The organism is Halorubrum pallidum (assembly GCF_055380345.1).
Genome location: NZ_AP043944.1, coordinates 269,506 through 294,622 on the forward strand (window position 1 = coordinate 269,506; position 25,117 = coordinate 294,622).

At 59.0% G+C, this 25,117-nt stretch carries 26 protein-coding genes and 1 pseudogene; 11 read left to right on the plus strand and 16 right to left on the minus strand.

What is annotated here, in order from left to right:
* Window positions 1–62 precede the first annotated feature (62 nt).
* A complete protein-coding gene (locus ACZ45C_RS01420; RefSeq protein WP_095638113.1) occupies window positions 63–1,037 on the minus strand; it encodes a deoxyhypusine synthase in 975 nt (324 codons plus the stop codon).
* A gap of 91 nt (window positions 1,038–1,128) precedes the next feature.
* On the opposite strand from ACZ45C_RS01420, the pseudogene ACZ45C_RS01425 reads away from it, so the two are divergent.
* A pseudogene (locus ACZ45C_RS01425) lies at window positions 1,129–1,866 on the plus strand (uroporphyrinogen-III synthase).
* Window positions 1,867–1,905: 39 nt separating this feature from the next.
* On the opposite strand, the gene ACZ45C_RS01430 reads toward ACZ45C_RS01425, so the two are convergent.
* On the minus strand, window positions 1,906–3,072 hold the full coding sequence (locus ACZ45C_RS01430) for an MFS transporter (protein WP_095638114.1): 1,167 nt from the start codon (window positions 3,070–3,072) through the stop codon (window positions 1,906–1,908).
* A 457-nt stretch (window positions 3,073–3,529) separates the two neighbouring features.
* Window positions 3,530–4,300, minus strand: a complete 771-nt coding sequence (locus ACZ45C_RS01435) for a glucose 1-dehydrogenase (RefSeq protein ID WP_144927955.1) — start codon at window positions 4,298–4,300, stop codon at window positions 3,530–3,532.
* A 161-nt stretch (window positions 4,301–4,461) separates the two neighbouring features.
* Between ACZ45C_RS01435 and ACZ45C_RS01440 the strand changes: the two genes are divergently transcribed.
* The 3 genes from ACZ45C_RS01440 to ACZ45C_RS01450 all read left to right on the plus strand — a co-directional run bounded on the left by ACZ45C_RS01440 (window position 4,462) and on the right by ACZ45C_RS01450 (window position 5,583).
* A complete protein-coding gene (locus ACZ45C_RS01440; protein ID WP_095638115.1) occupies window positions 4,462–4,695 on the plus strand; it encodes a hypothetical protein in 234 nt (77 codons plus the stop codon).
* Window positions 4,696–4,850: 155 nt separating this feature from the next.
* On the plus strand, window positions 4,851–5,132 hold the full coding sequence (locus tag ACZ45C_RS01445) for a helix-turn-helix transcriptional regulator (RefSeq protein ID WP_095638116.1): 282 nt from the start codon (window positions 4,851–4,853) through the stop codon (window positions 5,130–5,132).
* A gap of 106 nt (window positions 5,133–5,238) precedes the next feature.
* Window positions 5,239–5,583, plus strand: coding sequence for a plastocyanin/azurin family copper-binding protein (locus tag ACZ45C_RS01450; RefSeq protein ID WP_233139251.1), 345 nt, complete (start codon window positions 5,239–5,241; stop codon window positions 5,581–5,583).
* On the opposite strand, the gene ACZ45C_RS01455 is transcribed toward ACZ45C_RS01450, so the two are convergent.
* Window positions 5,540–6,724 (minus strand): tellurite resistance/C4-dicarboxylate transporter family protein, encoded by a 1,185-nt coding sequence (locus ACZ45C_RS01455; protein ID WP_095638118.1) that lies wholly within the window; start codon window positions 6,722–6,724, stop codon window positions 5,540–5,542. The two genes, ACZ45C_RS01450 and ACZ45C_RS01455, sit on opposite strands and share 44 nt — an antisense overlap.
* A gap of 165 nt (window positions 6,725–6,889) precedes the next feature.
* Between ACZ45C_RS01455 and ACZ45C_RS01460 the strand changes: the two genes are divergently transcribed.
* Window positions 6,890–7,255 carry a group I truncated hemoglobin gene (locus tag ACZ45C_RS01460; protein WP_186313448.1) on the plus strand — a complete coding sequence of 122 codons (366 nt, stop codon included), beginning with the start codon at window positions 6,890–6,892 and terminating at the stop codon, window positions 7,253–7,255.
* A 45-nt stretch (window positions 7,256–7,300) separates the two neighbouring features.
* On the opposite strand, the gene ACZ45C_RS01465 is transcribed toward ACZ45C_RS01460, so the two are convergent.
* Window positions 7,301–7,642, minus strand: coding sequence for a CGCGG family putative rSAM-modified RiPP protein (locus tag ACZ45C_RS01465; RefSeq protein ID WP_095638119.1), 342 nt, complete (start codon window positions 7,640–7,642; stop codon window positions 7,301–7,303).
* 140 nt (window positions 7,643–7,782) lie between these two features.
* Window positions 7,783–8,454, minus strand: coding sequence for a helix-turn-helix domain-containing protein (locus tag ACZ45C_RS01470; protein WP_144927952.1), 672 nt, complete (start codon window positions 8,452–8,454; stop codon window positions 7,783–7,785).
* A gap of 544 nt (window positions 8,455–8,998) precedes the next feature.
* On the opposite strand from ACZ45C_RS01470, the gene ACZ45C_RS01475 reads away from it, so the two are divergent.
* Window positions 8,999–10,216 carry a hypothetical protein gene (locus ACZ45C_RS01475; protein WP_144049585.1) on the plus strand — a complete coding sequence of 406 codons (1,218 nt, stop codon included), beginning with the start codon at window positions 8,999–9,001 and terminating at the stop codon, window positions 10,214–10,216.
* A 70-nt stretch (window positions 10,217–10,286) separates the two neighbouring features.
* Here the strand turns inward: ACZ45C_RS01475 and ACZ45C_RS01480 are convergent, their stop codons facing one another.
* Together ACZ45C_RS01480 and ACZ45C_RS01485 are read right to left on the minus strand one after the other, a co-directional pair.
* Window positions 10,287–11,516 (minus strand): RNA-guided endonuclease InsQ/TnpB family protein, encoded by a 1,230-nt coding sequence (locus ACZ45C_RS01480; RefSeq protein WP_144927947.1) that lies wholly within the window; start codon window positions 11,514–11,516, stop codon window positions 10,287–10,289.
* A gap of 9 nt (window positions 11,517–11,525) precedes the next feature.
* On the minus strand, window positions 11,526–11,666 hold the full coding sequence (locus ACZ45C_RS01485) for a DUF2080 family transposase-associated protein (protein ID WP_144049586.1): 141 nt from the start codon (window positions 11,664–11,666) through the stop codon (window positions 11,526–11,528).
* A gap of 604 nt (window positions 11,667–12,270) precedes the next feature.
* Here ACZ45C_RS01485 and ACZ45C_RS01490 point away from each other — a divergent pair.
* Entirely contained in the window at window positions 12,271–12,423 is a 153-nt protein-coding gene (locus ACZ45C_RS01490; protein WP_186313447.1) for a DUF7837 family putative zinc-binding protein, read from the plus strand.
* Window positions 12,424–12,728: 305 nt separating this feature from the next.
* On the opposite strand, the gene ACZ45C_RS01495 is transcribed toward ACZ45C_RS01490, so the two are convergent.
* The 7 genes from ACZ45C_RS01495 to ACZ45C_RS01525 form a co-directional block, all read right to left on the minus strand.
* Window positions 12,729–13,034 (minus strand): cupin domain-containing protein, encoded by a 306-nt coding sequence (locus ACZ45C_RS01495; protein WP_095638124.1) that lies wholly within the window; start codon window positions 13,032–13,034, stop codon window positions 12,729–12,731.
* A complete protein-coding gene (locus ACZ45C_RS01500) occupies window positions 13,031–13,411 on the minus strand; it encodes a cupin domain-containing protein (RefSeq protein ID WP_095638125.1) in 381 nt (126 codons plus the stop codon). The genes ACZ45C_RS01495 and ACZ45C_RS01500 overlap by 4 nt, the downstream gene beginning before the upstream one ends.
* 186 nt (window positions 13,412–13,597) lie before the next feature.
* Window positions 13,598–15,436 (minus strand): multicopper oxidase family protein, encoded by a 1,839-nt coding sequence (locus tag ACZ45C_RS01505; RefSeq protein WP_144927944.1) that lies wholly within the window; start codon window positions 15,434–15,436, stop codon window positions 13,598–13,600.
* Between the two features lie 210 nt (window positions 15,437–15,646).
* On the minus strand, window positions 15,647–16,717 hold the full coding sequence (gene nirK, locus ACZ45C_RS01510) for a copper-containing nitrite reductase (RefSeq protein ID WP_186313446.1): 1,071 nt from the start codon (window positions 16,715–16,717) through the stop codon (window positions 15,647–15,649).
* A 655-nt stretch (window positions 16,718–17,372) separates the two neighbouring features.
* Complete coding sequence (locus ACZ45C_RS01515) at window positions 17,373–17,852, minus strand: redoxin domain-containing protein (RefSeq protein ID WP_095638127.1); 480 nt, start codon at window positions 17,850–17,852, stop codon at window positions 17,373–17,375.
* Window positions 17,853–17,977: 125 nt separating this feature from the next.
* Window positions 17,978–18,211, minus strand: coding sequence for a DUF2249 domain-containing protein (locus ACZ45C_RS01520; RefSeq protein ID WP_095638128.1), 234 nt, complete (start codon window positions 18,209–18,211; stop codon window positions 17,978–17,980).
* Between the two features lie 71 nt (window positions 18,212–18,282).
* Complete coding sequence (locus tag ACZ45C_RS01525) at window positions 18,283–18,765, minus strand: metal-dependent transcriptional regulator (RefSeq protein ID WP_095638129.1); 483 nt, start codon at window positions 18,763–18,765, stop codon at window positions 18,283–18,285.
* Window positions 18,766–18,853: 88 nt separating this feature from the next.
* Here ACZ45C_RS01525 and ACZ45C_RS01530 point away from each other — a divergent pair, with 88 nt between their 5' ends.
* The 4 genes from ACZ45C_RS01530 to ACZ45C_RS01545 all read left to right on the plus strand — a co-directional run bounded on the left by ACZ45C_RS01530 (window position 18,854) and on the right by ACZ45C_RS01545 (window position 23,752).
* The gene (locus ACZ45C_RS01530) at window positions 18,854–20,212 is read left to right on the plus strand and encodes a heme o synthase (protein ID WP_095638130.1); all 1,359 of its coding nucleotides are present in this window, start codon (window positions 18,854–18,856) and stop codon (window positions 20,210–20,212) included.
* 245 nt (window positions 20,213–20,457) lie between these two features.
* Complete coding sequence (locus tag ACZ45C_RS01535; RefSeq protein ID WP_144928141.1) at window positions 20,458–21,816, plus strand: heme-copper oxidase family protein; 1,359 nt, start codon at window positions 20,458–20,460, stop codon at window positions 21,814–21,816.
* Between the two features lie 49 nt (window positions 21,817–21,865).
* Complete coding sequence (locus tag ACZ45C_RS01540; protein ID WP_144928144.1) at window positions 21,866–23,044, plus strand: hypothetical protein; 1,179 nt, start codon at window positions 21,866–21,868, stop codon at window positions 23,042–23,044.
* Window positions 23,045–23,128: 84 nt separating this feature from the next.
* Window positions 23,129–23,752 carry a hypothetical protein gene (locus tag ACZ45C_RS01545; RefSeq protein WP_095638133.1) on the plus strand — a complete coding sequence of 208 codons (624 nt, stop codon included), beginning with the start codon at window positions 23,129–23,131 and terminating at the stop codon, window positions 23,750–23,752.
* A 93-nt stretch (window positions 23,753–23,845) separates the two neighbouring features.
* Here the strand turns inward: ACZ45C_RS01545 and ACZ45C_RS01550 are convergent, their stop codons facing one another.
* A complete protein-coding gene (locus ACZ45C_RS01550; protein WP_095638134.1) occupies window positions 23,846–24,928 on the minus strand; it encodes a DUF2249 domain-containing protein in 1,083 nt (360 codons plus the stop codon).
* Window positions 24,929–25,117 lie beyond the last annotated feature (189 nt).

Sequence of the window (25,117 nt, forward strand, 5' to 3'; positions counted from 1 at the left end):
TCCGTCTCGTGACTGATCACGCAACAAGCCGGCTGCGTGGTTCATGTTCGGGTGTATCATCTCTACTCGCTGAAAGCACCCGCCACGAGCAGTGGGAAGACGAGCGTCGCCTCTGCTTCGACCTGCGTATAATTTGTCCGGTCATCATCTTTGATCTTCCCCCACGATACTGCCTCGTTCGGGGGTGCGCCAGAGAGTGACCCATCCCCTTCCATACCGGTCGAGATATAGACGACGTAATCGGCCCCACCGCGGAACAAGTTCGTCATAATCGCGTGGTGTTTCGGCACGCCACCTCCAACTGCGATCAGACCCGTCGTATCGGCGAGCATTCCGTCCTCAATGAGCGAGTCGTAATCGTCGAGAATCTCGATTCCGACCTCCGAATCGTACCCCTGTCGGTAATAGTAGAGAAAATTCCCAACCTCGGAATCCGTCAGTGCCGGACAGTAGACGGGAACATCATTGTCCGCTGCTTGTTTCAGAACCGAATCCTGATCGTCGAGTGTCTCCCCTAACTCTCGGGCAAACGATGTCGGCGTCCGAACCTTTTCCTCAGCGAAGAACTCCTCGAAGAAGTCGTATAGGTACTCCTCCAACCAAACGTAACGGTTGGAAGGGACGAACAGATTCCCAAGACGGTTGATTCCCTGTTCCCGGAGAACTGCTTCATCCGCATCCCACTCTCCCATTTTGAACGGCTTCGCCGTTTTGATAACATCCTCCGCCAGCGATCCCGCGGTCGTGATAAGCACGTCGACGTACCCTTCACGAACGAGGTAGGCGACGACTTCACGCAATCCCGACGAAATGATATTCGACGTGCATGTGAGATAGATCGTGGCATCGGCGTCTTGCATTTGCTCGGCGATGTCGATGGCCTCTGCGAGTTGCGTCGCCTGAAAGCCCGTCGTTGCATACGCTTCCAGCATCTCCTGAAAATCGAATTCGCCACGGAAGTCGTAGCCCTGCACGTCTGGCGTGGTCAACTCTTCAGCACTTCCCGGAACAACGTGGTCGTGAGACTCCTCGTCCATACCGGCAATTAGCAGGATGCCGGTTTGAATCGTTCGAGACGGGTCGCCGATTCTCGATACACACAAGTCCAGCATCAGCTAACTGTTCAATATGTCCCAGCCGACGGTGGCTGTTCTCCGACCCGACGACAGCCGTATCGTTGAGGCGGTCGAGTATCTCCAGTCACTCGATGTATCCCCGATTCCAGACCCAATGCTGGCAATCACACCGACCGGTCAGGTTCCCCCAACATGCGGACTACTGTATCTTCACAAGCGAGACCGGTGTCGATCTAGCTGCGACAGCGGGATGGAAACAACGAGGCACCACTGTTTGTGCTGTCGGAGATCAGACTGCAACCGCATTATGCAATCGGGGCTATTCAGTCGATATCGTTCCATCGACGTTCACATCCACAGGACTCGTCGACGAGTTATCTACTGAAGTCGAGGGCCAAACCGTTGAACTTGCTCGGAGTGCACACGGCAGCGAAGTACTTGTTGAAGGACTGGAAGCAGCTGGTGGAATTGTCAGCGAAACAGCCTTATATCGCCTGAAACGACCGGAGACTGCGGGACAGTCGGTTTCACTTGCGGTAGACGGTAAGCTGGACGGTATACTGTTCACCTCGCCAAAGACGATAGAGCACTTCGTTCAAATTGCGACTGAACGTGACGCTGTCGCTGCACTCCAACGCGAGCTAGAGGAGACGATTGTTGGAGCGATAGGAGCACAACAAAACGTGCTGTCGACAAGCATGGGATCGCTGTTGATGTTATGCCGGATACAGTGGGGTTCACACAGCTTGCCGAGGTCACCGTACGTCGAATTCTGGATACCCACCAATGAACACATTCCGTCTCCAATCTGTTAGCTGACTTTGAGTGTTCACTGACGTCTCACCGTAAACCACGTTACTCCGATCAAGAAGGCAGCGGCACCAGACACTAACAGGGTTTGACGATAGCCGAACAGTGCTGCAGCCCCGACACTAAGCGGCGGACCGACCGTCGTGCCGAGTCTGAGAACACTTGTCCGAATACTCATAATGCTCCCGCGGAATTCGTCCGGTGCTCGTTCGTTGAGTGCCGTATCCGTAATCGGCTCTGCAAGTCCTTGACCAAGTCCGAATAGAAGGAGTGCACCAGCAACTACGTATATAGAGTCTGCGACGGCGACGCCGACGAGTCCGATCCCGTAACTCACGAATCCGAGCGCGATCGATTGGAAGCTCGTGAGCGACCGAAGCACGCGATCACCTTGCATTGCTGTCGCTCCCATCGTAACCGCGGGTAATCCCACGAGAAGGCCGATACTCGCTGATGAGAGGTGATATTCGTTGGCGAGCAGGAATGGAACGGCGGTGAGTTGCGCGCCGTAGAGGATGACGAAAATACCGAAGATAGCGAGATAGAGCACGACGAAGGGGGTCATCGATGTGGGTCCGGTGAGGAATGCACGGATACTCGAATTCGTATTGTTCTCGTCGCGCTGTGGCTCCTCGAGCAAGGTTATGCCGGGTACAGCGACGAGCAGCGCGAGGAGAAAACACGCGAAGGGAGCCGACCAAGCGACTGTCGCCAGCGCACCGCCGAGTAACGGATAGCCAGCAGCACCCACCGCGAGAATCGCCGCGTTGGTCCCAATTAGCACTCGTCGTTGTTCACCGGAATAGAGGTCGCCGAGGAGCGTGACCGTGAGCATCGCAATCGCACTACTCGCCGCCCCTTGGATGGCTCGCAGGACCAAGATCAGGGTGAAGTCGGAAATGAAGATGATACCGCCCCCACTGAGTCCGAAGACAACAAGCGCCGGGATTAGAATCGGTTTTCGACCGATGCGGTCAGTTAGCAGTCCAATCGGGAGAGTGAGAAAGATCCCGGGGAGCGTGAACGCCGACAGCAAGAGGCTGGCCTGTGCCTCCGAAATGTTCCATGCCTCCTGGACCGCTGGGAGTACAGGGCTGATGAGTGAGACACCCATGACAGCGACGAGCGTACTCGCGAAAATCACGGCTGTTGCTGGCGAGTTCCGGAGTTTCCGTATCCATTCCATTCGCTCTATTACTCTTTCGGTGAGCGCTCCCCGTAAGTCATCCGCTATGGGGGAGTGGTCGCCCTGAATCAGAACCGGAGGACGTTCACGGTGAGCCAATTATGTTCACAAGCCCAAAGACGCAGATTATTACAAACGGTGTAGGTGAAAGCCACGTGGTTTGACATCCAAGCAATTCACCACGGAGTGTGACTACACTGGGCATCGGACGTCCGGGAAGAAATTATCACCATGACTGAGCTCCTTGAGGAGACGTACGTTGCGGCGCTGCAGCGTGATTTCGTAGATGTTTCCCCGGAGGCATGCTCGTAGGTGTGGTTCGACGACCACCCTGCTGGTTTAGAACAACAACCGACGAAAACTACCCCTCAGTTAGCCCTCCGCCGGATCTCCTCGACGAGTTCAAACAGTTGCACGACGGACAGTACCGACTCTCGTGACCGGCTGGATCCGTCACTCACCGCTGCGTCTGGCCACCATCGACGGGAAGCGCGTGCCCAGTGACGAACGAAGCGTCGTCCGAGCAGAGCCACACGATCACGCTCGCCACTTCGGCGGGATCGGCCGGTCGACCCATCGGCACGCCGGCGGTGACTTCATCCTGCTCCTCGGGAGACATCGACTGGAGGGCACGTGTGTTAACGATTGTCGGACAGACTGCATTAACTCTGATACCGTCTGCGGCGAATTCGAGCGTGACCGACCGCGTGAGCCCGACAACGCCGTGTTTGCTCGCGCTGTAGGGCGTCCGACCGGGACTGCCCCGTATCCCGGCGTGTGAGGCAGTGTTGACGATAGCCCCGCCACCGGAGTCCAGAAGAGCCGGTATCTCATGTTTCAGCCCGAGCCACACGCCTTTCTGGGAGATGCTGGTGACGCGGTCCCAATCCTGCTCGGAGATGTCGGTTACTGGCGCGGGATCGGCTCCGGTGGCGACGTTGTTCACTGCGAAATCGAGGCGGCCATACTCTTCAAGCGCACGCTCAATCATCGCCTTGACCTCAGTGGAGTCGCTGACATCAGTGCGGACGAACGTTGCGTTCCCGCCGTCGTTTTCGATGCGGCTGACTGTCTCTCCGCCAGCCTCGTCGTCGATATCCACGACAACGACATCGGCTCCCTCGTCGGCGAATCGCTCCGCAGTCGCTCTGCCGATCCCCGACCCCGCACCCGCTACCAACGCGACACCGTCACTAAAGTTCCGCGAAATGCTGCTGAAAGACACCATTTATAACCTTCGCCGGAGCGTCCGATACCCGTGAAATCCGCCACCGTGTACCGAAATTACAGAGTCGTGAAATCTAGTGAGAACACTGGAAAACCGGTGTGGAGGTGGGGGTCTGGCGATGATCCCAATGTCCTACTATCTGCGTTTCATAGGTACTGGCAATGGCGAATTCGCGGCGGCCCATCGCACCAGCTGAAGAAAATGTCCTCAATCATCTTGAGGCATATCTCGAAGAACTGGGCGATACCAACCCGCTTACGCGTGAGATAGCTATCACATACCTCGAAGATCACGGAATCAAGCCTGCCGACGGACGCGATATAATCAAACAGCTACTCCTGAAGGGGTATCTGTATGAGGTTGGTGACGAAATTCGGATTCCACCACGCTCGTGACGAGTTGGTACGTCTGTTGTCTATCAGACTCTTCTCTCTCTCTTATCGCTAGTTCACGCCTGTACCAAACACAACAGATCTTCCCCAGATGGTTCGTTACTTCCGATATACCAGAAATCGATAGTATTTCATGAATATAACTCGAGACGCGAACGATGTACGATCTCACTGGCTTTCAGCGCGATCTCCTGTATGTTATTGCCGGGCTTGAGGACCCACACGGGCTCGCAATCAAAGACGAACTCGAAGACTACTACGAAAAAGAGATCCATCACGGGCGGCTGTATCCAAATCTCGACACACTTGTCGAGAAGGGGCTGGTCGAAAAAAGTCAGCGTGATCGACGAACTAACGAGTATACCACCACTCGTCGAGGAACTCGAGAGATCGAGGCCCGAGTAGAGTGGGAAAACCAGTACATCGATCACGCAAACTGACACCCCATCCGTCTTTAGTTAATACTATCAGTAATACTCGGTAGCCGTGGTTTTCGCCCAAATACGGCCTAGCCACACCAGCTACGGCAATAGAAGGGCGTTTGTGATGGTTACTTATCGCTCGATCTCGCCAGTACTGGTGTCTCATCTGTATCTTCTCCCGCCTCTAATACTGACAAGCATACTTTTGAGAATTGTATCACTCTCAAGCTTAACTAAAGACGAATGGTCTGGCACCTATACGTACGTCTGTACACCGCATGAGGTGGTCGGCATGAAGGGTGCCATTCACGTAGAGTTATCTTCTCTCCGCCCTGATGACGAGGTCTTAGCCTTACTATTTCCAGCCGGCGAAAACGCTACGAGACCATCGGGTGACCGCTCTCTTCTACCCGAGATAGCGTCCGTCACACGGACTCCCGAGCCGGTTCCTCCGTCGGATCGATGCTGAAAAACACCCGTCCGAGTGCCCGTGCCATTCCGACAAGCGTCAGCGCCCACACCACCAGCGCAAACCAACTCCAGTACACAGGCACGACGGAAAGCAGTCCGAAGGTTCCAATCCCGGCGAGATTCAGCGTACACGCCGTGTACATCCCCATCGGGAACACCCGCCCCCACGCAGTCGGCGAGTACGTGTGAACCCCCCTACCGAATCCGAGCCGCAACCACGGGGCCACAATCACCCAAATTGGCGGTCGGCCGTCGACCCCATCGGTGAGGAACTTCCAGACGTCAATCGCGAGCAGCAGGGGGATCCACCAAGAGGCGATCGCCCACGCGAGGAACGTTACGCCGACTATCACTGGTGCATACGGTTCCCAGCCTTGAAACGCCACCAGCCCCGGGCCGAGCGTCGTCCCCGCGAGCGTCGTGATCGCCGCCGCGCCCATCGTGATCCAATACGGGCCGGTCCAATCGTCCGGGCGGATGGGGCCATCGAGGAGTCGATAGCTGACGACAGTAACGACGACGAAGTAGAGGACATACCCAGAGCCGAAGTAGCTCATGCTCAACAGGACGACTACGTTTCCGTACCCTGCCAGCGGTTCAGCAAGCAACCCGCCGAGGACTGCGAGCGACTGCATGCAGACGATCACGAGCAAGAAGGCGCCGTCGATCCGCTCGCTCACACCCGCCTTTCCCGTGCCGATGATCTCGGTTACAAACAGGTAGTACAGCAGCAGTGGCGTGGCGACGACGGTCACGCCCCACATCGCGGCCGCCACCGCGACAATATCGAAGAACAGCAGAAACTGAACCCCGATGGTATTCGTGGCAACAATGAAGGTCAGCGTGCCCCAGTGTCGGTCTCGGTTCCGTAGATCGGCGAGCGTGCGTTTGGGAAAGGCCGCAGCTCGAACTGCGAACAGCGCAAGCAACAACGCGTAACAGGCGACGTTGAACACCGCTAGCGGCCGCGCGATAATTGTGATACCCAGCTCGAAGAAGGAAATTGAGACGATCCCAGTCGACATGACGAATCCGAAGTATGCCGGGTCGAGTATCTTGAGAGCGCTACCGAGAGAGGCAGCGAGTGTCTCCCTGTTAACAGAGGTAGACCGGTCGTCGATTCCGGATGAATTGGTCATTTCAGTCGCTCAAAGTGGGGGTCGATCCCACCGTATTGTCGGATTTTGGCCGGGCGGATGGTAAATGGGTACCGTTACGAGATCACACCTAACCACATCCCGGAAGACATTCACCGAACATGTTCTTTCGGAGCAGTCTTATTCTTGAGATATTAAGTGACAGTAGTGGCGAAAACGCAAACAATCTACGCAAGGATCGGCGGAAATGAAGCTGTCGAATCTGTCGTGGCCGATTTTTATGATCGTGTCTTCTCAGATTCACTTCTTCAGCCGTATTTCGAAGATATCGACCGTGATGCGCTGTACGCTCACCAAGTACAATTCATAAGTGCCGTAGCAGGCGGCCCGGTATCATACGACGGCGCCGATATGCAGGCTGCTCACGAGGGAATGGGAATCACCGGGGAAGCCTTCGGTCGCGTTGCGACATACCTCGCCGAAGCGCTCAGAGAGAACGGTGTCACCGAGGACGACGTCGACGCGATCCTCGATGAAGTCGGTGCGCTCAAGCCGGATGTCGTGGCCCAGTAAACGCATGTAAGTCGAGAGGTCTTTCTGAGGAGCTTTTTTCACAACTCACTGCTGGACGCGATACACGTAGCCGCCACAACCGCACTGATCGACGACGCTGGTCTCTGCGTCCGGGTAGTGGTCGTGGATCGGCGCCTCAAGGTACTCCTCGGGAGTGCCGTGGTTCGGATGCGTGACGAGGTTGACGTGGTAGTCAGGTTCCGTCTGATTGATCGCCGCAAGGGCGTGCTCGATTAGCGTCTCTCGATCGTCAGCGTACCGTTCCTGTTCGAGGTTTGCGGACCACGACGCATCATGCTCCTCATCGAGAAATGAGGGTGCCAACTCGTTGGTTTCGGAGGCAGCCGTGGTACGTTCGCGGTCTGATTGCTGGTTCCGTGTGGACATGAGAATATGTATGAGACGGACACGCCTCCATGTCTGTGCGAACATGTTCGCTACGTTCCGCTTTGCGGAGAGCCAGGTCGGGGGTCACGGGTGCAATCCCGACGACCTCCCATTCGTCACGAATCGTTGAGACCGACGCTCTACGTATCGGTGTCTGTGCCGGGATCGAATTCGAGCGGATTTCGAGGGAGATCGTCGACGAACTCCCGGACGATCGTTCGTTCCACGCGTTGGAGTGTCTCGCTGCACGTGGATTTCGCGATCCCGACGTGTTCGGCGACCTCTGTCAACGTACAGGTGCGTGGCACGTCGTAGTAACCGCGTTCGACCGCCTCGAACAACAGCTCTCGCTGCCGCTCGGTGAGCGATTCAGCCGGGTTCAGCCGCTGTTGAACGTACTCGACATCGAACTCCGCACCGACGCCTCGAAGCATCTTCCCGAAGTCGGCGATGCGCTCGTGGGCGCCGGTGACGTCGATTCGGGCCACTCCGTTCTCGATCTCAACGGGCATCTCGATCGGGATGCCGGCCTGCCGTGCAGCCGCCATCAACAGCGGTGCATGTGCCTCGACTTGGACGGTGGCAACCCCGTCACTCAACGCCATTACCGAGACTTCCTCGATCGTGTCGTGGACCGTTATCGCGTCCAGAATTTCATCAATATCGTCAGCGGTGATCTTCACGAGCGCGAACCCCGCACCGTCTCCGGGGGTCGCACTGAGTACCTGAATCCGTGCTTCCGGGAAGTCCCGAGAGACCTCACCGACCCACGGTCCGTCTGGGAGATCAACGTTGAGTCGAGCCTGTGCCATATTCACCATTCGCTGTCACCGGGGAAATGGATTCGTCTTCGTACCCCGATCTCAGTGGATATCGGTTCGTCAGATCGGAGGCGAACGGAGACTCTCACGTGGATTTGGAGATGAGTGCCGCTTCGTATCCCACGGAGTGAGAGTCATCCTATCCCTTTTCGGTCTTTCTGCGAGAATATGAGAACACACCGGAATATCGATTACCATGACAAATACAAAATCAGATATAGCAGTCACATTCAATCCACAAGAATGGGTCGACGGACCGTACCACCTAGACGATGGGGCAGACAAACAACTGACTCCCGCCAAAAATCGGGAACCAGTAACGTTCGAAATACCCTGGGAGGACGGAACTGACGAGGAGGGAACTGTGTTCCCGGACGAATCGTACGAGGCGAATCAGTTACAATCGCACCCTGCTGCTCCGGAGTGGGTCCGAAATTGGGATGGGCCATACTACGTTCGGACAAAATCGGTTGCCGACGAGTAACGGGCAATTGACAGAACAGATCAAGTACCTCGAGAATAGCAGAAGTGAACCATGGCCGCTGAAATCTCACGCTGGTCGCGTCGATACGTTCTCATCGGGGTGATCGCACTCTGTTGTTGGCAGGTTGCCACTGTTGCTGGCCTCCCGCGACGCACGACGGTGGCGTTGGGCGTGTTCGGGTTCGTGTTCCACGTCATCTTCGGCAAATCCTACGCCCTCGTGCCGGCGTACTTCGACGCTGATCTCGTCTTCGAACACGCCCCGATGGTCCAGTTTCCCTTCATCGTTATGGGGACTGCGTGTTTCGCGCTCGACCCGCTTCTCGTTCGTCGCTTCCGTGTCGACCTCGGCGTTCTCGGCGGTGTGCTCTGGGCGGTCGGCGTCGCCGTGTTCGTCGGATCAATCGTACTGACGATCGCCGGACCACTCCGACGCGGGACGACTGGAACCGGGGATCACAACGCCGACCGACGGCCGCTCGACCGATTCGCGAATCGCTTCGTCCCGATCGTTCTCCTGTATCTCCTCGCCGGTAGCTACGAGAACGTCGCCGGACAGGCCAGCGAACTCCCGCCGCTGATCGGCGTCCAGGCTGCCGCAACGCATCTCTTGGCCGCCGGGGCTGCGACGTTGCTCGTGGTCACGCTCGGCTTTCGACTGCTTCCGCGGTTCCTCGGCGCACATCCGACCCGATCGTCGGCCGCCCTTGTCCTACCCGTTGCCGCGACTGCCCCCGGGATCATCGCCGGCGGGTTCGTCGACGAACGATTGCTCCCACTCGGTGCCGCTCTGATGGTGATCGCGATGGTCGGCTTCGCGCTCGTCGTCTTCGGAATGTGGTTCCAGTCCGACAAACGCCGAATCGGATTGTACGCCCTTCTCCCAAGCGCGACGTTCGGCGTCATCGGCGTCCTTTTCGGCGGTCTCTTCGCAGTCGGCGGAACGTCTCCGGCGTTGATCGAGACCCACCTCCGAGTCAACCTGCTCGGCTTTCTCGGCCTGATGATCGTCGGAACATCGTTTCAGTTCTATCCGCCGCGGCTGGGCGCGTTTCCCGGGTCGTCGAACCGTTCCGCGAGCGTAGCGATCGCTGCGCTCGCTTGCGGACTCGGGATTGAGATCCTCGGTGCCGCTGTGATCGCCGTCTTCAATTCCTCGACGGCGTCTCTTTCGACACAAGCGATCACTCTCGGCCGTTGGCTCACGCTCTTTGGTGCGTTCGGGTACGCGTACCTCATCGCGAGTGTGTTCAGGGCACGATCGACATGATCTTCTCGGTCAACTCGGCCGTATCAAATCGTCTTATCTAAACGGGGTACTTCTAGTGAACTACCCCACCCTACTCGCTCACGGCTGACGCCGTTCGCTCCTTGAGGGTGGGGCTTCCTGTTTCAACGACGCACTTTGCAGATACCGAGGTATCCACAGGGAGCGCAGTCTCCACAGGCGTTGATTCGGAGCGTCCCGCTCCTAACCGCTTCCTGATACCGCGAGAAAGAATGTTCCACGCCGCGTTCGCGTCCCTATCCGCTTCAAACCCACACGCCGGGCACGAGTGTTCCCGGATCCACAACGGCTTCTCGGTTGAAACGCCGCAGGACGCGCACTCTTTCGTCGTCCCTCTCGGGTTCACAGCGACGAAGTGTGTCCCTTCGCGTTTACACTTGTACTCCAGCATCCGCAGGAACGTCCCCCACGCTGCACCTGCGCGGTTCCGAGAGTTGCCCGGTAGCTCGACCAACCCCTTTGCGTCCAAATCCTCTACGGCCACGAGGTCGTATTCGCGGGCATAGTAGTTCGAGAGTTTGTGAAGAAAGTCGCGGCGCTTGTTCTTCAACTCGGCGTAGCGTTCGGCCACAACTCGGCGCTGTTTCTCCCAATTCGCAGACCGGTGCTGTTTCCGCGAGAGGTTGCGTTGGGCGCGTTCCAACCGCTCCCGCTCGGCGGACAGGTCGAGAGATTCGACGGCGGTTCCGTCCGTGTCGTGGGCGTACTTGAGAATCCCCACGTCGATGCCAACGCACTTCTCGGGATTCTCCGGCTTCTCCGGTGGGTTGTTTGGGGTTTCGACACCGAGGATGGCGTACCACTTACCGGTCGGTTCGCGTTTGACGGTGACGGTCTTGATTTCGGCGTCGTCGGGGAGGTCGCGGTGGAAGGTGATGGGGATTTCTCCGAGCTTCGAGAGCCACAGTCGGGTCCGACCGCTCGTGTTCTTGAGCTTGAAGCCGGATTGACTGTAGGTGAAACTGCGGTACTCACCCGGTACTTTCCACTTGAGCGTCCCAACGCGGTAGCCGTTCTCTTTCCGGCCCTGGAGTGTCGAGAGGTTGTCGTACAACCGCTGAACGACCTTCTGTAGCACCTTCGAGTGAACGGTTTTTAGGTCGCTCCACCACTTCTTGAGACTCGGCAGGAGTTTCTGTTCAGAGTACGACGAGGTGTCGTCGTTCCGATTCAGGCGGTGGAGGAAGTGGTTGTAGACCTGTCTACAGGTATCGACAGTCCACGCTAACTGTTCTTCGAGGGCGTCGGACGGTCGAAGTCGATACCTGTAGTTGTAGTTCATCGGGTGGTGCTACTCGTCGGGGTCGGTAGTTCTGACGACTTTCACGTCCGCGCCACGCCATCGTTTCGGGACAAGGACGTGAGCGCCGTTGCCGGTGGCTTTGGCCGTCCCGTCGATGACTTCGTGGCCTTCGATTTCGTGTTTATCCATCGCCTGTGTTTACACTTAATTTCAACATAAATGTGGCGGTGGCCCTGTGGTCCGAGCGTCGAACGTGTCTGAGAATCGTGCGGCGCTGTATCCCCTCCCTACTCGCTCCCTCCGGTCGCTCGTTGAGGAAGGGGCCTTAGCGGCTCAATTCAGGTAAACTAGGATCAAACGGAGGTACGTCACGTTTGTCCATTCACGTCACTGGTGGAAACGGTTTCGAGAAGAGTCTCGCAGCCACGCAAATTCTCCTGATTGACGACATTAACCGATGTATCCCAACCGCGGTAGTCTACTCAAATCTGGAGGCGCTCTATTTCATCCGACCCACATGTGGGACACTCATCTGCCCCCGATGAAAGATTCTCACCGCACTGGCGGCTCTCCACGACTACCTCAGTCTTGTCACCGAGTAGTAGCCGTGTAAGTACTGTGCGGACACTCATGGGATCCAGAGTTCTGGTGGTTGTGAGTTAATCCTACTGGTGATCTGTATTCCCTAGAAATTCGGTGCGTTCGACCCGAGTAGCCGCCAAAGGCTTACGTTCAAGGCCGATTGACAATTGTTTGGAAGGAATACTGTCACACGCCTCTTCCATCCCTTTCCATGACCGCTGACGAATCATCTCTCGGTCATTGCCCGGAATGTGGTGAGGACATCTCGGAGGCGTGGATTCTTGTTGAATATGAGAAGGACGACGGCACCAAGGGCGTGTGGGCCGAGTGTCCAGTGTGTGAAGATGTTGTAGCACCGGAGTAGTCGCAGACAGCGGAATAAAGTGTTCTTCGTCGCGCCTCTAGTATAAGTTCGAAAAGTGGAGATTTCAGCGGAAGTTAGGTGTCTCTGCTCGGGGAAAGTTCCATAGCATCACGGATCAGATGTAGTTGAGATACTGGAGCAAGCGTTCTGCCTTGGCGATCTAGAGGCAGACGCGACGCATTTTCCCTCTGAGACCAAGGTTGCAGTCTTCAGCGACCGGTAGTTCCTTACCATAGTGCGTCTGAAGACCGAGGTTTCACCAGAGGTAGTCTTCCGTGTACAGAGGCAGTACCACTCTCCTCTGGCTACTCGTCTGACCGAGACGCCAAGACGATTAGTGCAGTGCTATCCTCGACGGCATGGGGAGCGATCTCTTGGTCCCCGTCGAAGCAAGCCACGTCGCCTGCCGACAGCTCATGTGTCTCGCCGTCGAGTTCCAACTCGATCGCCCCCTCGATGAGATGGAACACGATTTTGCGGTCGGGATGCGAGTGAGGAGCGACTTCGCCGCCCGCGTCGAGAGTGAGTCTGATCGTCTTCGGTTCAGCGTCGGGGAAGACGTTGGCGTGGGGCTGTCCGTCCAGTTCGTTGAGGGTGTGTATCGTCGTCATGTATCGGTCGGATCGAATTCGTCGGTTCGGAGTCCTCGGCGGACCGGTTCGTGTTCGGCGTCGGTCGGCGGTGGAGCGGTGACGAGCAGCGCTTCGAGCCGCGAGTCGTCGTCGGCCTTGACACCGCGGTCGGTGTCCGCTCCGACGGTCACGACATCTCCTGGTTCGACGCGGTGTTCCGCATCCCCGTCGCGGATGAGCCCGGTGCCGGAACGGACATCGATCACCACGTCACTTGATGGAGCGTGAACCGGGATAAACTGTCCCGGTTCGAAATAGCCGCAGACGACTTTCATCTGTTCGCTCCGAAATACTTCGACTGTCGAGAACTTCTCGTCGTCGTACGTCCGTTCCGCGTCGAAGTCAACGGCCGTCATACCGGATCACCCGTTCGGCAGGCGCCGCGGTCGTTTGTCCGGACCGCCGCTCGGGCGCCGGCGATGGACGATTTGCCCGCTCGATGGTTTTTAGGTTGGCCTAAATTCATGCGACTCAACCTGCGGCACGGAGCGGTAATAGGGTTGGGACGAACATGTTCCCGTCAGAACGCCCCCCGTCGACGACTACTCGCTTCCACCCTCGTCATCGGGCGATCGAACCTTGAACGGTCGCATCATGTCGTGGTCCTCGTGTTCGATCATGTGACAATGCCACATGTAATCGCCTGTCTGATCGGAGAACAGCCCCTTGAACTCCCCGAAGTGTGCGATCACGTGTACCACATTACCTGGGTCGACGGTGACCACGTCGTTCCACCCGAGTTCGTACGACTCGGGGGCATCGAGCGCGTCCAGATCGATGTCGTCTTCGGCGGGATCGTAATCAGCAGCCGACTGCCGTCCCAACACCTGGAAGTGAACGAGGTGGAGGTGTATCGGGTGGGACATCCCCGTGAAGTTGGCGAGACTCCAGATCTCGGTGTCCCCAAGCGTCGGGGTCTCGGTGACCGGGTCCGTGAGTTCGTACCCGATCTTTTCGTTGCGAGTCCCGAGTGCGTAGAGGGGCCGATCGTACTCGTCCGTTTGTCGGGCGAGCGTGAGGAAGCGTTCGGTGTCGACGGATTCGATCGGAATCTCGGGGACCTGCGTCAGTTCGTCTGGGAGTTGCGTTGGCTCCTGCTCGCTCTCCGCGGCTGCCACGTCGATAAGCATGACCTCCGGGAGGGGTTCGGAGTCCTCCGGCCCGATTCCGCTCGTCCCGCGATACTTCGCCGGGGCGTTATTATGCAGGAGCAGGGTCTCGCCCGCGTACTCGCTGAAGTCGACGACGACATCCGCGCGCTGACTCGATCCGAGTTCGAGACGGTCAGCGGTCTCGACCGGTTTCGAGAGGAGCCCGCCGTCGTTCCCGATCTGGACGAACGGCGGCCCCGCCTCACCCGTGTCGCCCGATTCATCGTCGTATTCGAGCAGCTTGAGGTTGTAGTATCGGCTGTTGGCCCCGTTGAGCAGGCGGAACCGATACTGTTCGGGATCGACGGACAGTCGGGGCCACGCCTTCCCGTTGACCGTCGACGTGTCACCGTAGAACTGCGGAACGATGCTTGGGTCGGGATGTGAATCGTTTTCATCCTCTTCTGTCGCTGGGACGTCCGTCGGGTAGTATAACGAGCCGTCCTCGTTGAAACTCCGGTCCTGCAACACGAGTGGGATTTCGTTGTCGCCCGTCGGAAGATCGAGCTCTCGTTCGTGGTCGTTCCGGATCAGATAGAACCCCGCGAGGCCGGCGTAGACATTCAGTCGCGTGATGCCGAGCGAATGATCGTGGTACCACAGTGTTGCGGGCGGCTGGTCGTTCGCGTAGTAGTAGTCCTTCTTCTCGAAGTCGGGGCCCGTCCGCTCGAAGTTGCGGGTGAACCACGCCTGCGGTTTCCCGTCGCTCTCGTGTTCGACATTGCCACCGTGGAGGTGCGGGACGACGCGGGCACCCGGCTCGTCGTACGGGATGATATCGCCGTGGATCGTCGGATCCTCCGGGAGCAGGTGTTCGTCCGGGAGGTGATTCTGCCACCGAACGTAAATCGGTTCGCCCTGTTCGGCTTCGATCGTCGGGCCGGGAAACTGCCCGCCGTAGCCCCACAGGGTCGTCGGCGGAAGGTCGCGGTGGAGCTTCTGTTCGATCTCGGCCATCTCCACCTCGTAATGAGGCTGGCCATCTTTCGTTCCGCTCGGTTCGATAACACCCGGACGAGGTATTTCGTCGACCCACCGTTCGAGATCCGGTGAGGAATGGGTCCCGTCGGACACTCCTTCGGCGTCTTCTGAGTCGCCCGCAGCTACCGGAGCGCCGATACTTTTCGCGGAACAGCCCGCGAACGCCGCGGTACCGGTGATACCCACGGCCGCGAGAAATCGCCGCCGTGCAACATCACTCTGGGATCGTCCAGTCTCGTCACCAACCATGTACGCGCTAGCCAGTTCATGTAAATAGGGGACCGGACAAACCCTGTTTAATGGGAATTAGTCCGAACATGTTCGCCGACAAAGACGGGATGTCAGAGCCGAAACTCCTCTGTTGACAACTGAGCCCACGAATATCCTCTTCATTCGACCGTCCTGAATCAAGACATCGGACAAGCTTCTTGGAAACAAAACCCAACGAATTATCCGAACCTACTCGTCGGATCCGGGATCGTACACGTCCGGATTCGGCTCCCCCTCGACGTCGACGACCGCGAGTGCGCCGCGGCGTCCGGCCCGTGAGAGCGCGTGGTCGACGATCTTGATCGGGCCCGGGACCGCGAGTTCCATCTCTCCGACGGTCGCCGTGCCGGGCGCGACCGGCGTGGTCTCGACGTATCGCGCTGGCGGGGAGACGAGGTCGCCGTCGCGGTACAGCCGCGACCAGACGTTGCCGATCGGGTGCCACGAGCTGGACTGGTTCGGGCCGCCGTTCACAAAGAACACGCGAACGGTCTCGCCCACCTCGGCGCCGATCGGTCCGAGCCGATCCTCGGTGAAGCCGTGGTGTTCGCCGTTGAACACGACGTACGTCGGATCTTCGGCGAGCATCGCACCGTGATCGAAGGCGTGGTGGCCCTTCTCGCCGAGGTCGCCTTTGGTGTACAGCTCGTGCTGACCGAGGTAGAGCTCGCGGTCCACCGCGGGCAGTCCCGCCTCTGGCTCGACGAGGATCGCGCCGAACATCCCGGAGCTGACGTGGTGGTCCATCGCCGGCACCGCGCAGTGGTAGGTGAACAGGCCGGGGAACTCGGCGCGGAAGCTCAGTTCCGCCGCGTCGTCACCGGGCACCAGCGTCGTGTCGACGGCCCCGCCACCAGGGCCGTACACGGCGTGGAAGTCGACGTTGTGGATGTCGCTGTTGTCGTCGGCCGGGACCTCGAACCGGAGGTTGACGGTGTCGCCCCGCCGGACGCGGATCATCGGCCCGGGAACCTGTCCCTCGAAGGTCATGTACTTGAACGTGACTCCGGGCTCAACCTCCGCGACAAGCTCCTTTGTTCGAAGAGTGACGTCGTGTTCGCGCGGCTCGTCCCAGTTCACAGGCGCCGGGACGTCGGTCGGATCGGCCGCGATCCGGTCGACGTGGACGTCACGTACAGGGTCCAGTTCGGGGACGACTTCTTCGTTCGGGTCCTCCGGTGGGGGCGTTTCCGCGTTCACCGGCGCGCCGATACAGCCGGCCACCGCGCCGACCGCTCCGATCCCGAGCGCTGCAACCATCTTCCGCCTGCTGAGGTCTTGTGACATGATGCTTCCCATCTCAACAGAGGCATCGTAGTGACATATATAATATATACTGTTCCCCAATATCGGGGTTGAAACGGCCATCTACCACCATATACGGGGTTTTAAATACTTAATAAGTATGTCGAGTACGGAATCGGACGGAAGTGAATTTCGAGCCGCGGTCCATGAACACACCCGGGCCACACGAAGATGAGTGTATCACGGCTGCTCGCACTTATCATCAAAATGACTCTCTGGAACGAGATTAAACAATCGTGCGACAGCGCGGGCGGTTGCTTGCTTGTTTTGAGTACGTCCGTTCAGTGGTGACTCGAAGTTCGAAATTAGCCGCCAAGCGAGAGTACCCCCGAGCAGCCGGACGGTTTGCCGTTGTTCGTCGGTGAGGCCACCCTGCGTCTCGAGTTTGGAGAGCGCCTCTCCGACCTGACGGCGTTCGATCCGTGCCGTATGATGTTGTAACCGTCTCCGGACGCAGCGGACGTCGATCCCAGTATCAGATACGTTGTCGCGACGATTTCGCCGTCGTTCCGTGTTATGCCGTTCAGAGGTCATAGTCGAATGTAGAGTAGCCTTGGAAGGAGAATTACGCGATCATGAGCAAGGATCTGTCTGTCGTAGTGGAATCGCTCTACTCGGTTGCCGTCTTCACGGCCTCGAGCAGCTCCTCGTAATCCGGCTCATTTGTTGGATCGTCTGCGACCCAGCGATACGTCACCGTTCCCGTCTCATCAACTACGAACACCGCTCGGTTCGCGATTCCGTACAGTCCGAGCTCTTCGATATCGATCTCAAGGCCGTACTGCTGGATCACATCACCGCTCATGTCGCTAACGAGATCGAACTCGATTCCGTGTTCATCACGGAAAGCACCCTGAGAGAACGGTGAATCGGCGCTCACGCCGAAGACCGTCGCTCCGACCTCTTGGAATGACTCGAGATTGTCTTGAAGCGCGACCATCTCGTTCGTACACGGTGGCGTGAACGCGCCTGGGAAAAACGCGAGCACGATCGGTCCGTCACCCAGGTGGTCTTCCAATTCGAACGTCTCGTGATCGCTCGTTCCGTGCGTCGCGGTGAACAGCGGTGCAGTATCTGAATGCTCAACCATCAGGATATATTTCTTGTTGTCCAAAGGATAAGCTTTACACGAACATGTTCGAGGGGAATCGAATTCACGTGGGTACCGGTCCTGAAGCGGTCATACTGGGAATCGACAGATCCCTCGGAATCAGGTCACTCGTGTCGAATCTCGATATACCACACGTCGGACCCGTCAGACATCGTTTCATACTGGAACCCGCGTTCTTCGAGGACCTGATACAACGGCTCCGGCTCGAAGCTGTTGATCAACAGTAGCGTCTCGTCGTCGGAGAGCGCTTCGAGCTCGGCCATGATGTCGCCGAACGGTTCGCCGTCGATCTCTCGGACATCCAGGCGACGATCGATCTCGTTTCGCTCAGTGGCCATATCCGTTCAAGTATCGACGGGGAGGTGCGTGTTCCCCCGAACGTATTCGGGGACGCGACCGTCCGCGGCGGTTAATGCTCGGTTCCCGCGAACGGGCATCGGTCGGCTCCGTTCGGCGGGGTCGCGGAACACGCGTTTGCCGTACCATCGACGAGCGCTCGCAGGCGTTCGATCGCCTCGTCCAGAAGGACGTATCCGATACGGTAGCCCGCTTCGAGGGACATATCGAACCCCGTTCGACGGCGGAAGAACGTCCGGACGGCACACTGGCACGCTTCGAGTTCCAGCGTGACCTCCCTCCCCCGATCGGTGAGTTCGACCCCGGCTTGCTTCTCGTATCGGAGGAGTCCGGAAGCGGCAAATCGATCGAACATCTCCGTCACGCTCGACGGCGAGACGTCGAGGCGATCGCTCACCTCACCGGTCCGAACTCGAGCGTCGCGACCTGTTCCGATCCGCCTGATCGCGACGAGGTACAGCCCGCCGTTGCGATCGACGCAGGCGGTGGGCCGCACGCAGCCGCAGACGTCCGCCTGTGCGTGGTCGATAGCCATTATCGTACGTCCGACGTGCACCGGACATGAGGGTACCTCCGAATATGTTCGGCGGAAACGACGCAGGGTCCGAAGCTGGACCGGAGGTATGGATCGACCACGCCTCACGACGCTGCTGACCTGGTCAGTCGTGGGGACGTACCTGCTCGTCGCGCTCGGAGCGACCGCCGCCGCGGACGGCGGCTCGCTGGTCGCCGCGGTCCACCAGGCCTCCGCGGTGGCCGTCGGGGGCCTGCTCGCCACCACGGCGCTTCTCGCCCAGTACTCGGCGGCCTCGCGTGGTGTTCGCGTCGGAACGATCGTGGCGGTGATCACGTACGTGGCACAGGCCGGTGTTGGGCTGGCGGGCCGAACCAACGTCGTGCCGTTCGACGGCGTCCACCTGTTGGGCGGGATCGCGGTGTTCTCCTTCCTCCTCGCGACGCTCGTAATCAGAGTAGAGACGACCGCGGGGGGACCGGTTGATAGCGGAACACTGAACGGGCCGAATCACGGCGTAACGCCGATCGCGTCTGACGGTGACGTTCCGTCCCCGGTGTCCGAACCTGGGTCAACTCGGGTCCGCGATCGGATGCGGACGTATCTCGAGTTGACGAAGCCCCGATTGATGTGGTTGTTGTGCCTGCTCGCGCTGGCGGGAATGGGACTGGCCGTCGCGACCGGCGCTGAACTGGACGGCGTGACGGTCGTGGCGACCCTCGGCGGCGGTGTCCTCGGGATCGGTGCGGCGGGGACGTTCAACCACGTGTACGAGCGCGACCGCGACCGCAAGATGCGACGGACCGCTGATCGACCGATCGCGACCGATCGGGTCGGAGTTCGACGCGCCACCGGCTTCGCCGTCGCGCTTGTTGTCGCCTCGATGGCGGTGATGGTGACGTTCGTCAACGCGCTCGCGGCCGTGCTCACGGTGGCGGCAATCATCTATTACGCGTACGTCTACACAGTCGTGTTGAAGCCGACGACCCGATGGAACACCGTGATCGGGGGCGGTTCCGGAGCGCTGCCCGCGCTGATCGGGTACGGTGCCGTGACCGGGACCGTCGGTCTCTCGGCGGTTCTCCTCGCGCTCGTGGTCTGCTGTTGGACCCCGGCACATTTCTACAATCTTGCCATCGCCCACCGTGAGGACTACGCACGGGCCGAGTATCCCATGTTACCGGTCGTCGCCGGTGTGCGGACCGCACGTCAGCGGATCTTCGCCTGGCTCGGACTCACTCTGATCGTCGCGGTGTTATTGGGGGTCATCACAGGTTTTGGTGTACTCTATGCCCTCACCACCACGGTGCTCGGAGCAGTGTTTGTTCGAAGCGTGGTCAAGCAGTATGATGTCAATGAGCGAAATTCCGAAGACGAACAGGCGGCCGCCTACAGAAGTTTCCACGCCTCGAATGCATTTCTTGGGGCCGTCCTCGTGGCAATTCTCGTCGAAACACTCGCAGTATAACTCGAGTACTGCGGCTTCAGCTACCGCTGGGCCGGCACTATCGTGAAATTGGAACGAACAGGTGCGTGTTGATATTCATTTTTGTTATCACCAACGGCTAAACCGTCGCCTGTCGTTCCGGCTCGAAACCGGAGCGCGTAGCCAGATCCAGAGGTGCTCTCCACCATTAAAACGTGTTCCACGGTCGGCGACAGGAGAACATGTTCGGTGGTCCTGTCAGGTATATGGAGAACGTACCCTGATTTATGGGTGCCATCCCGGGGAATATCGAAGCGGACCAACAGCCCCCAATGACGGTCCCATTACGGCATTTTGTTGTCGGTCTCGTATTTCTCGTCGCGGGAATTGGATTGGGGATTGGCTTACATCTGAACGCTGTCCCAGGACTGGGCCGGCTCGCTCACGTCCATCTCCTGTTAGCCGGCTGGATCTGTATCACGATCATGGGGGCGATGACGCAGTTCGTGCCCGTCTGGTCGGGCGCGACCCTCCACTCGCAGCGACTCGCAAACGTACAGTTGGGGCTGGTCGTCGCCGGTCTCTCTGGGTTCGTCGTCGCATTCCTCCTGGTCGAGACAGCGTGGCTGATCCCGTTCGCCACGCTCATGCTCGTCGGCTTCTGGGCGTTCGCGTACAACATCATCCGAACGCTCGCCACGGTCGAGGAGTACGATGTCACCGAACGGCACTTCCTCGGCGCGCTCGGCTTCTTCCTCCTGTTGACCGTTCTGGGCGTCCTCCTCGCGATCGATTTCACGGTTCCGACGTTCTCGCGAATCGGCGTCAGCCGGTCCAGGGTGGTGGGCGCCCACGCGACCCTCGCGGTCTTCGGTGCCGTTCTCACGACGGTGTACGGCGCGCTGTACCAGCTCGGAACGATGTTCACGCAGACGGAACTCCACGGAATCGACCACCGTCTCCGGTCCATCGAAGAGATCGCGCATCCCATCGGCGTGGTCGTGCTCGCGGTCGGTCGACTCGTGGGTCACGCCCCCGCCGCGCGGGTCGGCGGTCTGCTGATCCTGTTCGCCGCGTCGGCGTTCTCTCTCATCTTGGCACGCAAACTGTACGAGATGCAGGTCGAACGGACCCCGATGCACACGCGGTACATGGTGGCAGTGGGAGCGCTCGCGCTGTGGATCGCCGTCACAGAACCCGCGTGGATATCTGACCCGTTGACGCGCGATCACCTGCTCGGCGCGGCGAACGCTGGTCATCTGCTGTTGTTGGGTGCAATCGGGTTCGTCGTCGTGGGGACGCTGTATCACATCATTCCCTTTGTCATCTGGGTCAACCGGTACAGCGATCTGTTAGGGTTAGAGGACGTCCCGATGATCGACGACCTCTACGACGATCGGATCGCCGCGATCGACGGGGTACTCCTCGGGGGCGGAAGCGCACTGATCGTGGGCGCGAACCTACTGGAAGTCGCCGGAACGCCGGGGCACCTCGGCGGACTGCTAGTGGGCGTCGGCGTCGTGGCGTTCGTGTCCAACTTGGTCCTCATGTTGGTCCGTCACAGCCCGCATTCGATTGATCGGATCGTGTTGGGGTCATTCTCGCCGCGCAGAGCGCACGATCTCGATGAGGCGGCCGACGACTAGATTTGCCAGCAGAACGCCCGGGGATCGTCCTGAGCGTAGGTCAACACTCATGAACACGGGACCAACTGGACTGTGGACGTGGACACAACGCTTCACGGTGGCGAGCGTCGGGTCGTTCGTGGGCTCGCTTCTCGCATTGCTCGGTGGGGCAAACAAGGTTGCCGTCCTGATCGGCGTGTTCGGCTTCGTCTGTCCGATGGTGTTCGGAATGGCGTACCTTCTGCTTCCCTCGTACGTCGGCAAGACCCTCGTCGATCAGCGACTCGCGGGGATTCACTTCGGGCTCGCCTATGTCGGTGTCAGCCTTCTCGTGGCGGATCAGTTCGTTACGGCGGGGATTCTCCTGAGACCCCTTGGTGTGACGCTCTGGACGACCGGTGTCCTCATTTTCGTCGGGTCGTTGCTGGCGACTGTCGGTCCAGCTGCGGTCGGCACAGTAGCTGGAACACTTGGAGGAAGTGGACGATCCCAACGCTCGACTCGACTGGCCACAGCGATGATTCCGGTTGCTGTCTGCTATCTCCTCGTCGGAACGGTTGCTCTCCTCATGACCGTCGCCCCTTTGGGAATCGGGACGGTCACAGTAGCACAGGTCACCCACTACTACCTCACCGGGTTCGCAACGCTGCTAATCTACGCGCTCGGCATGCGGTTGCTGACGGCGTTTTTCCACGTCTCGTTACCTCGCCCCGTCGTCTGGATCGTGCTCGTGGCCGGAGCCCTGGCGCCGGCCTTTCTGGGGACGTTCCTCTGGATCGATCCGTGGTTCCGGGTCGGCGGCGTTTTCGCGACACTCGCGATGCTCGGGTATGCAGCCCTCGTGCTATTCGTTATTCTGAAAACGAATCGCAGACGGGTCGGTGTATCCGGGATCGCACTCGGTGCGATCGCAGGAGGGACCGCCGTCGTGTCGGTCGTTCCGGTGGCGTTCGGGTTCGGGGATCCGATATCGCTCGCCGTCCATCGAACGCTCATCCTCGCCGGATTCTTTCCGCTCACAATCGTCGGATACGCGTACCTATTCTTCCCAATTACCGGCGGTCAGTTCACGGGGGCGAACCCACGCGCGGCACGTGTGACGATCGCATTGCTTGGAGCCGGTGTCGCCGTACAATCGGTGGGAGTTGCCCTTCAGTACGAACCGGTACGCGTGATCGGAATTCTCGGGTCGGTAATCGGTGCGATCGGATGTGGCTACCTCCTCGGATGCCGGTTTGTGAACGGTTGATACCCGACCGTTTTCGGACGAGGAGACCGCCATCCGAACATGTACGGGAGTAGGAGTACCCCTCACGATCTCGAACAACTGGGTATGCCCAGCTTTCCGTCGCTGTTCGGGTCCGACGACAGCGACCTGTTCGACGGGTACGACGAGTTCGTTTCGGATCACGTCCCGAGGCCGGGCGAGTTCCTCGAACCTCATGATCTGCTCACCGGGGCGGACCACGTCGCGTTTCACCGTCTCACGCGCGACTGCTTCGAGGACCGAAAGGTGTACGATATGACGTTCAACTACAATCTCGCCCGGCTGAATCTCGACACGCGGCACACGAGCGCCGGCTACCGCTACGCCGTCGAACGCGACGACGCTGATGACGCCGTCGAGGCGGACGACATCGACCGCGTACTCCGTGCCGAGTTCACGCCGACGACTCCATTCTGTCCACAGACCCACACGCTGACGATCGGGTCGTTCCGCGCGTGGAATGGGCTCTCTGAACGACATGAGTACGACCTCATCCGCGTCCGCGCGGCACCCATGCACCACCAGAGCGAGGCGATCAACGAGCAGCTCGCCGACCTCGAGCAGACGTATCTCGAGACGGGAGACGTGACCGCCGATCCGGAGGGCGACACCGAAATCGGGTCGAACCCGATGGAACGTTCGATGAAAAACGAGGGACCGAGCCGCGGATCGCCGGACGCTCCGTTCTGAAAGGATCTGGTCCCCCCAGGGCAACGGCCACTGCGTGATCGGTACCGCGATTCGGGTCTCGCTCCGGATCAGTCCGTTTTCGAAACAGCCTCGTCAGAACGGTGCGTTTGGATCCTCCGCGGCAGTCGGGTCGTCGTCATGCGTTTCGGCCTTCCCAATCAATACTCTAAACTCGCCGGGGTCACGCTTGCGATACTCCCAGTAGAACTCCGGGCCAGCCTCGGCGTCGAACTGGTGGTACAGCGGCTTCGGGTCGTGGTCGTTCACGAGGGTAAATCCTTCTCCGTCGTCGAGATCTGCGTACGTCTCAAAGATCTTCTCGTGTCGTTGCGCGGGTGGAAGGTCGCGGACGTCGAGCTCAGCCGTACTCTCTGGGATCTCGACGGACGCTTCCGTGGACACCTCGTCATTGTCAGACATCGCGGATGTGGGATCCTCACCGTCAGCTGTGGATTCACTTCGTTCAGACTTTGTGATCCGTACCCGACAGCGACCGGGCTCTTTTTCGACTACCTCCCAGTCGAACGTGTCATCATATTGCTCCCGAAACTCGCGACGGAGCGGTCGCGGCTCGTGCGGAGCGATGAGTTCCATCGTCTCGCCATCGGGTATCATGCCGTACCGGTGGTGGATCGTCTCGTGGCGATCCGGCTTCGGGATCTCCCGGACATCGTATCGCGTGATTACGCCCTCGTTGTCGGCTATCGAAGCGTCGGTCTTCACGATTTTGACGCGCCACTCACCCGACTCACGACTTGTATACTCCCAGTCGATGACATCGCCGTGCATCGATCGAAGTTCGTAGTAGAGCGGCTTCGGGTCGTGGTCATTGACCAGCACGAACCCCTCACCAGATCCGAGGCGATTGAACGTATCGAGTAACACCTCGTGTCGCCGCTGCGGTATCAGATCACGCACGTCGAACGTCCCTAACTCCCCGTCACCGAGTGGTTCCTGTTTGGACACCCCGACCTCGCGCGGTTCGGCGTCAGGATCCTCGTGGGCCCAGTCGAGGGCACGGTTCCGTTCGATCTGGTACCGAAGCAGATGAGCGTCGATGTCTCGATCAGAGATAACGAGGACTTCGGTACCCGTCTCAATCTCGTCGAACGCGTCGTCGATCCGGTCTTGGAACTCGCGAGGCGAGGAATCCCGCAGGTCGATTTCGGTAACCATCTCTCGGATCGAGTACGGTCGCGAAGGAAGATGGTCCCTCAGCCGAACTTGTTCGGGACATCCGTGAAACGAGACGGAATTGAGATCTGAATTATCGGATGCTCACCAATCCAGTACAAGAGTTTCGGCCGCTTTCGAAAGACAAGTCCGACCCATGAATTCGGTAACGCTTTCGCGAACGATCGACGC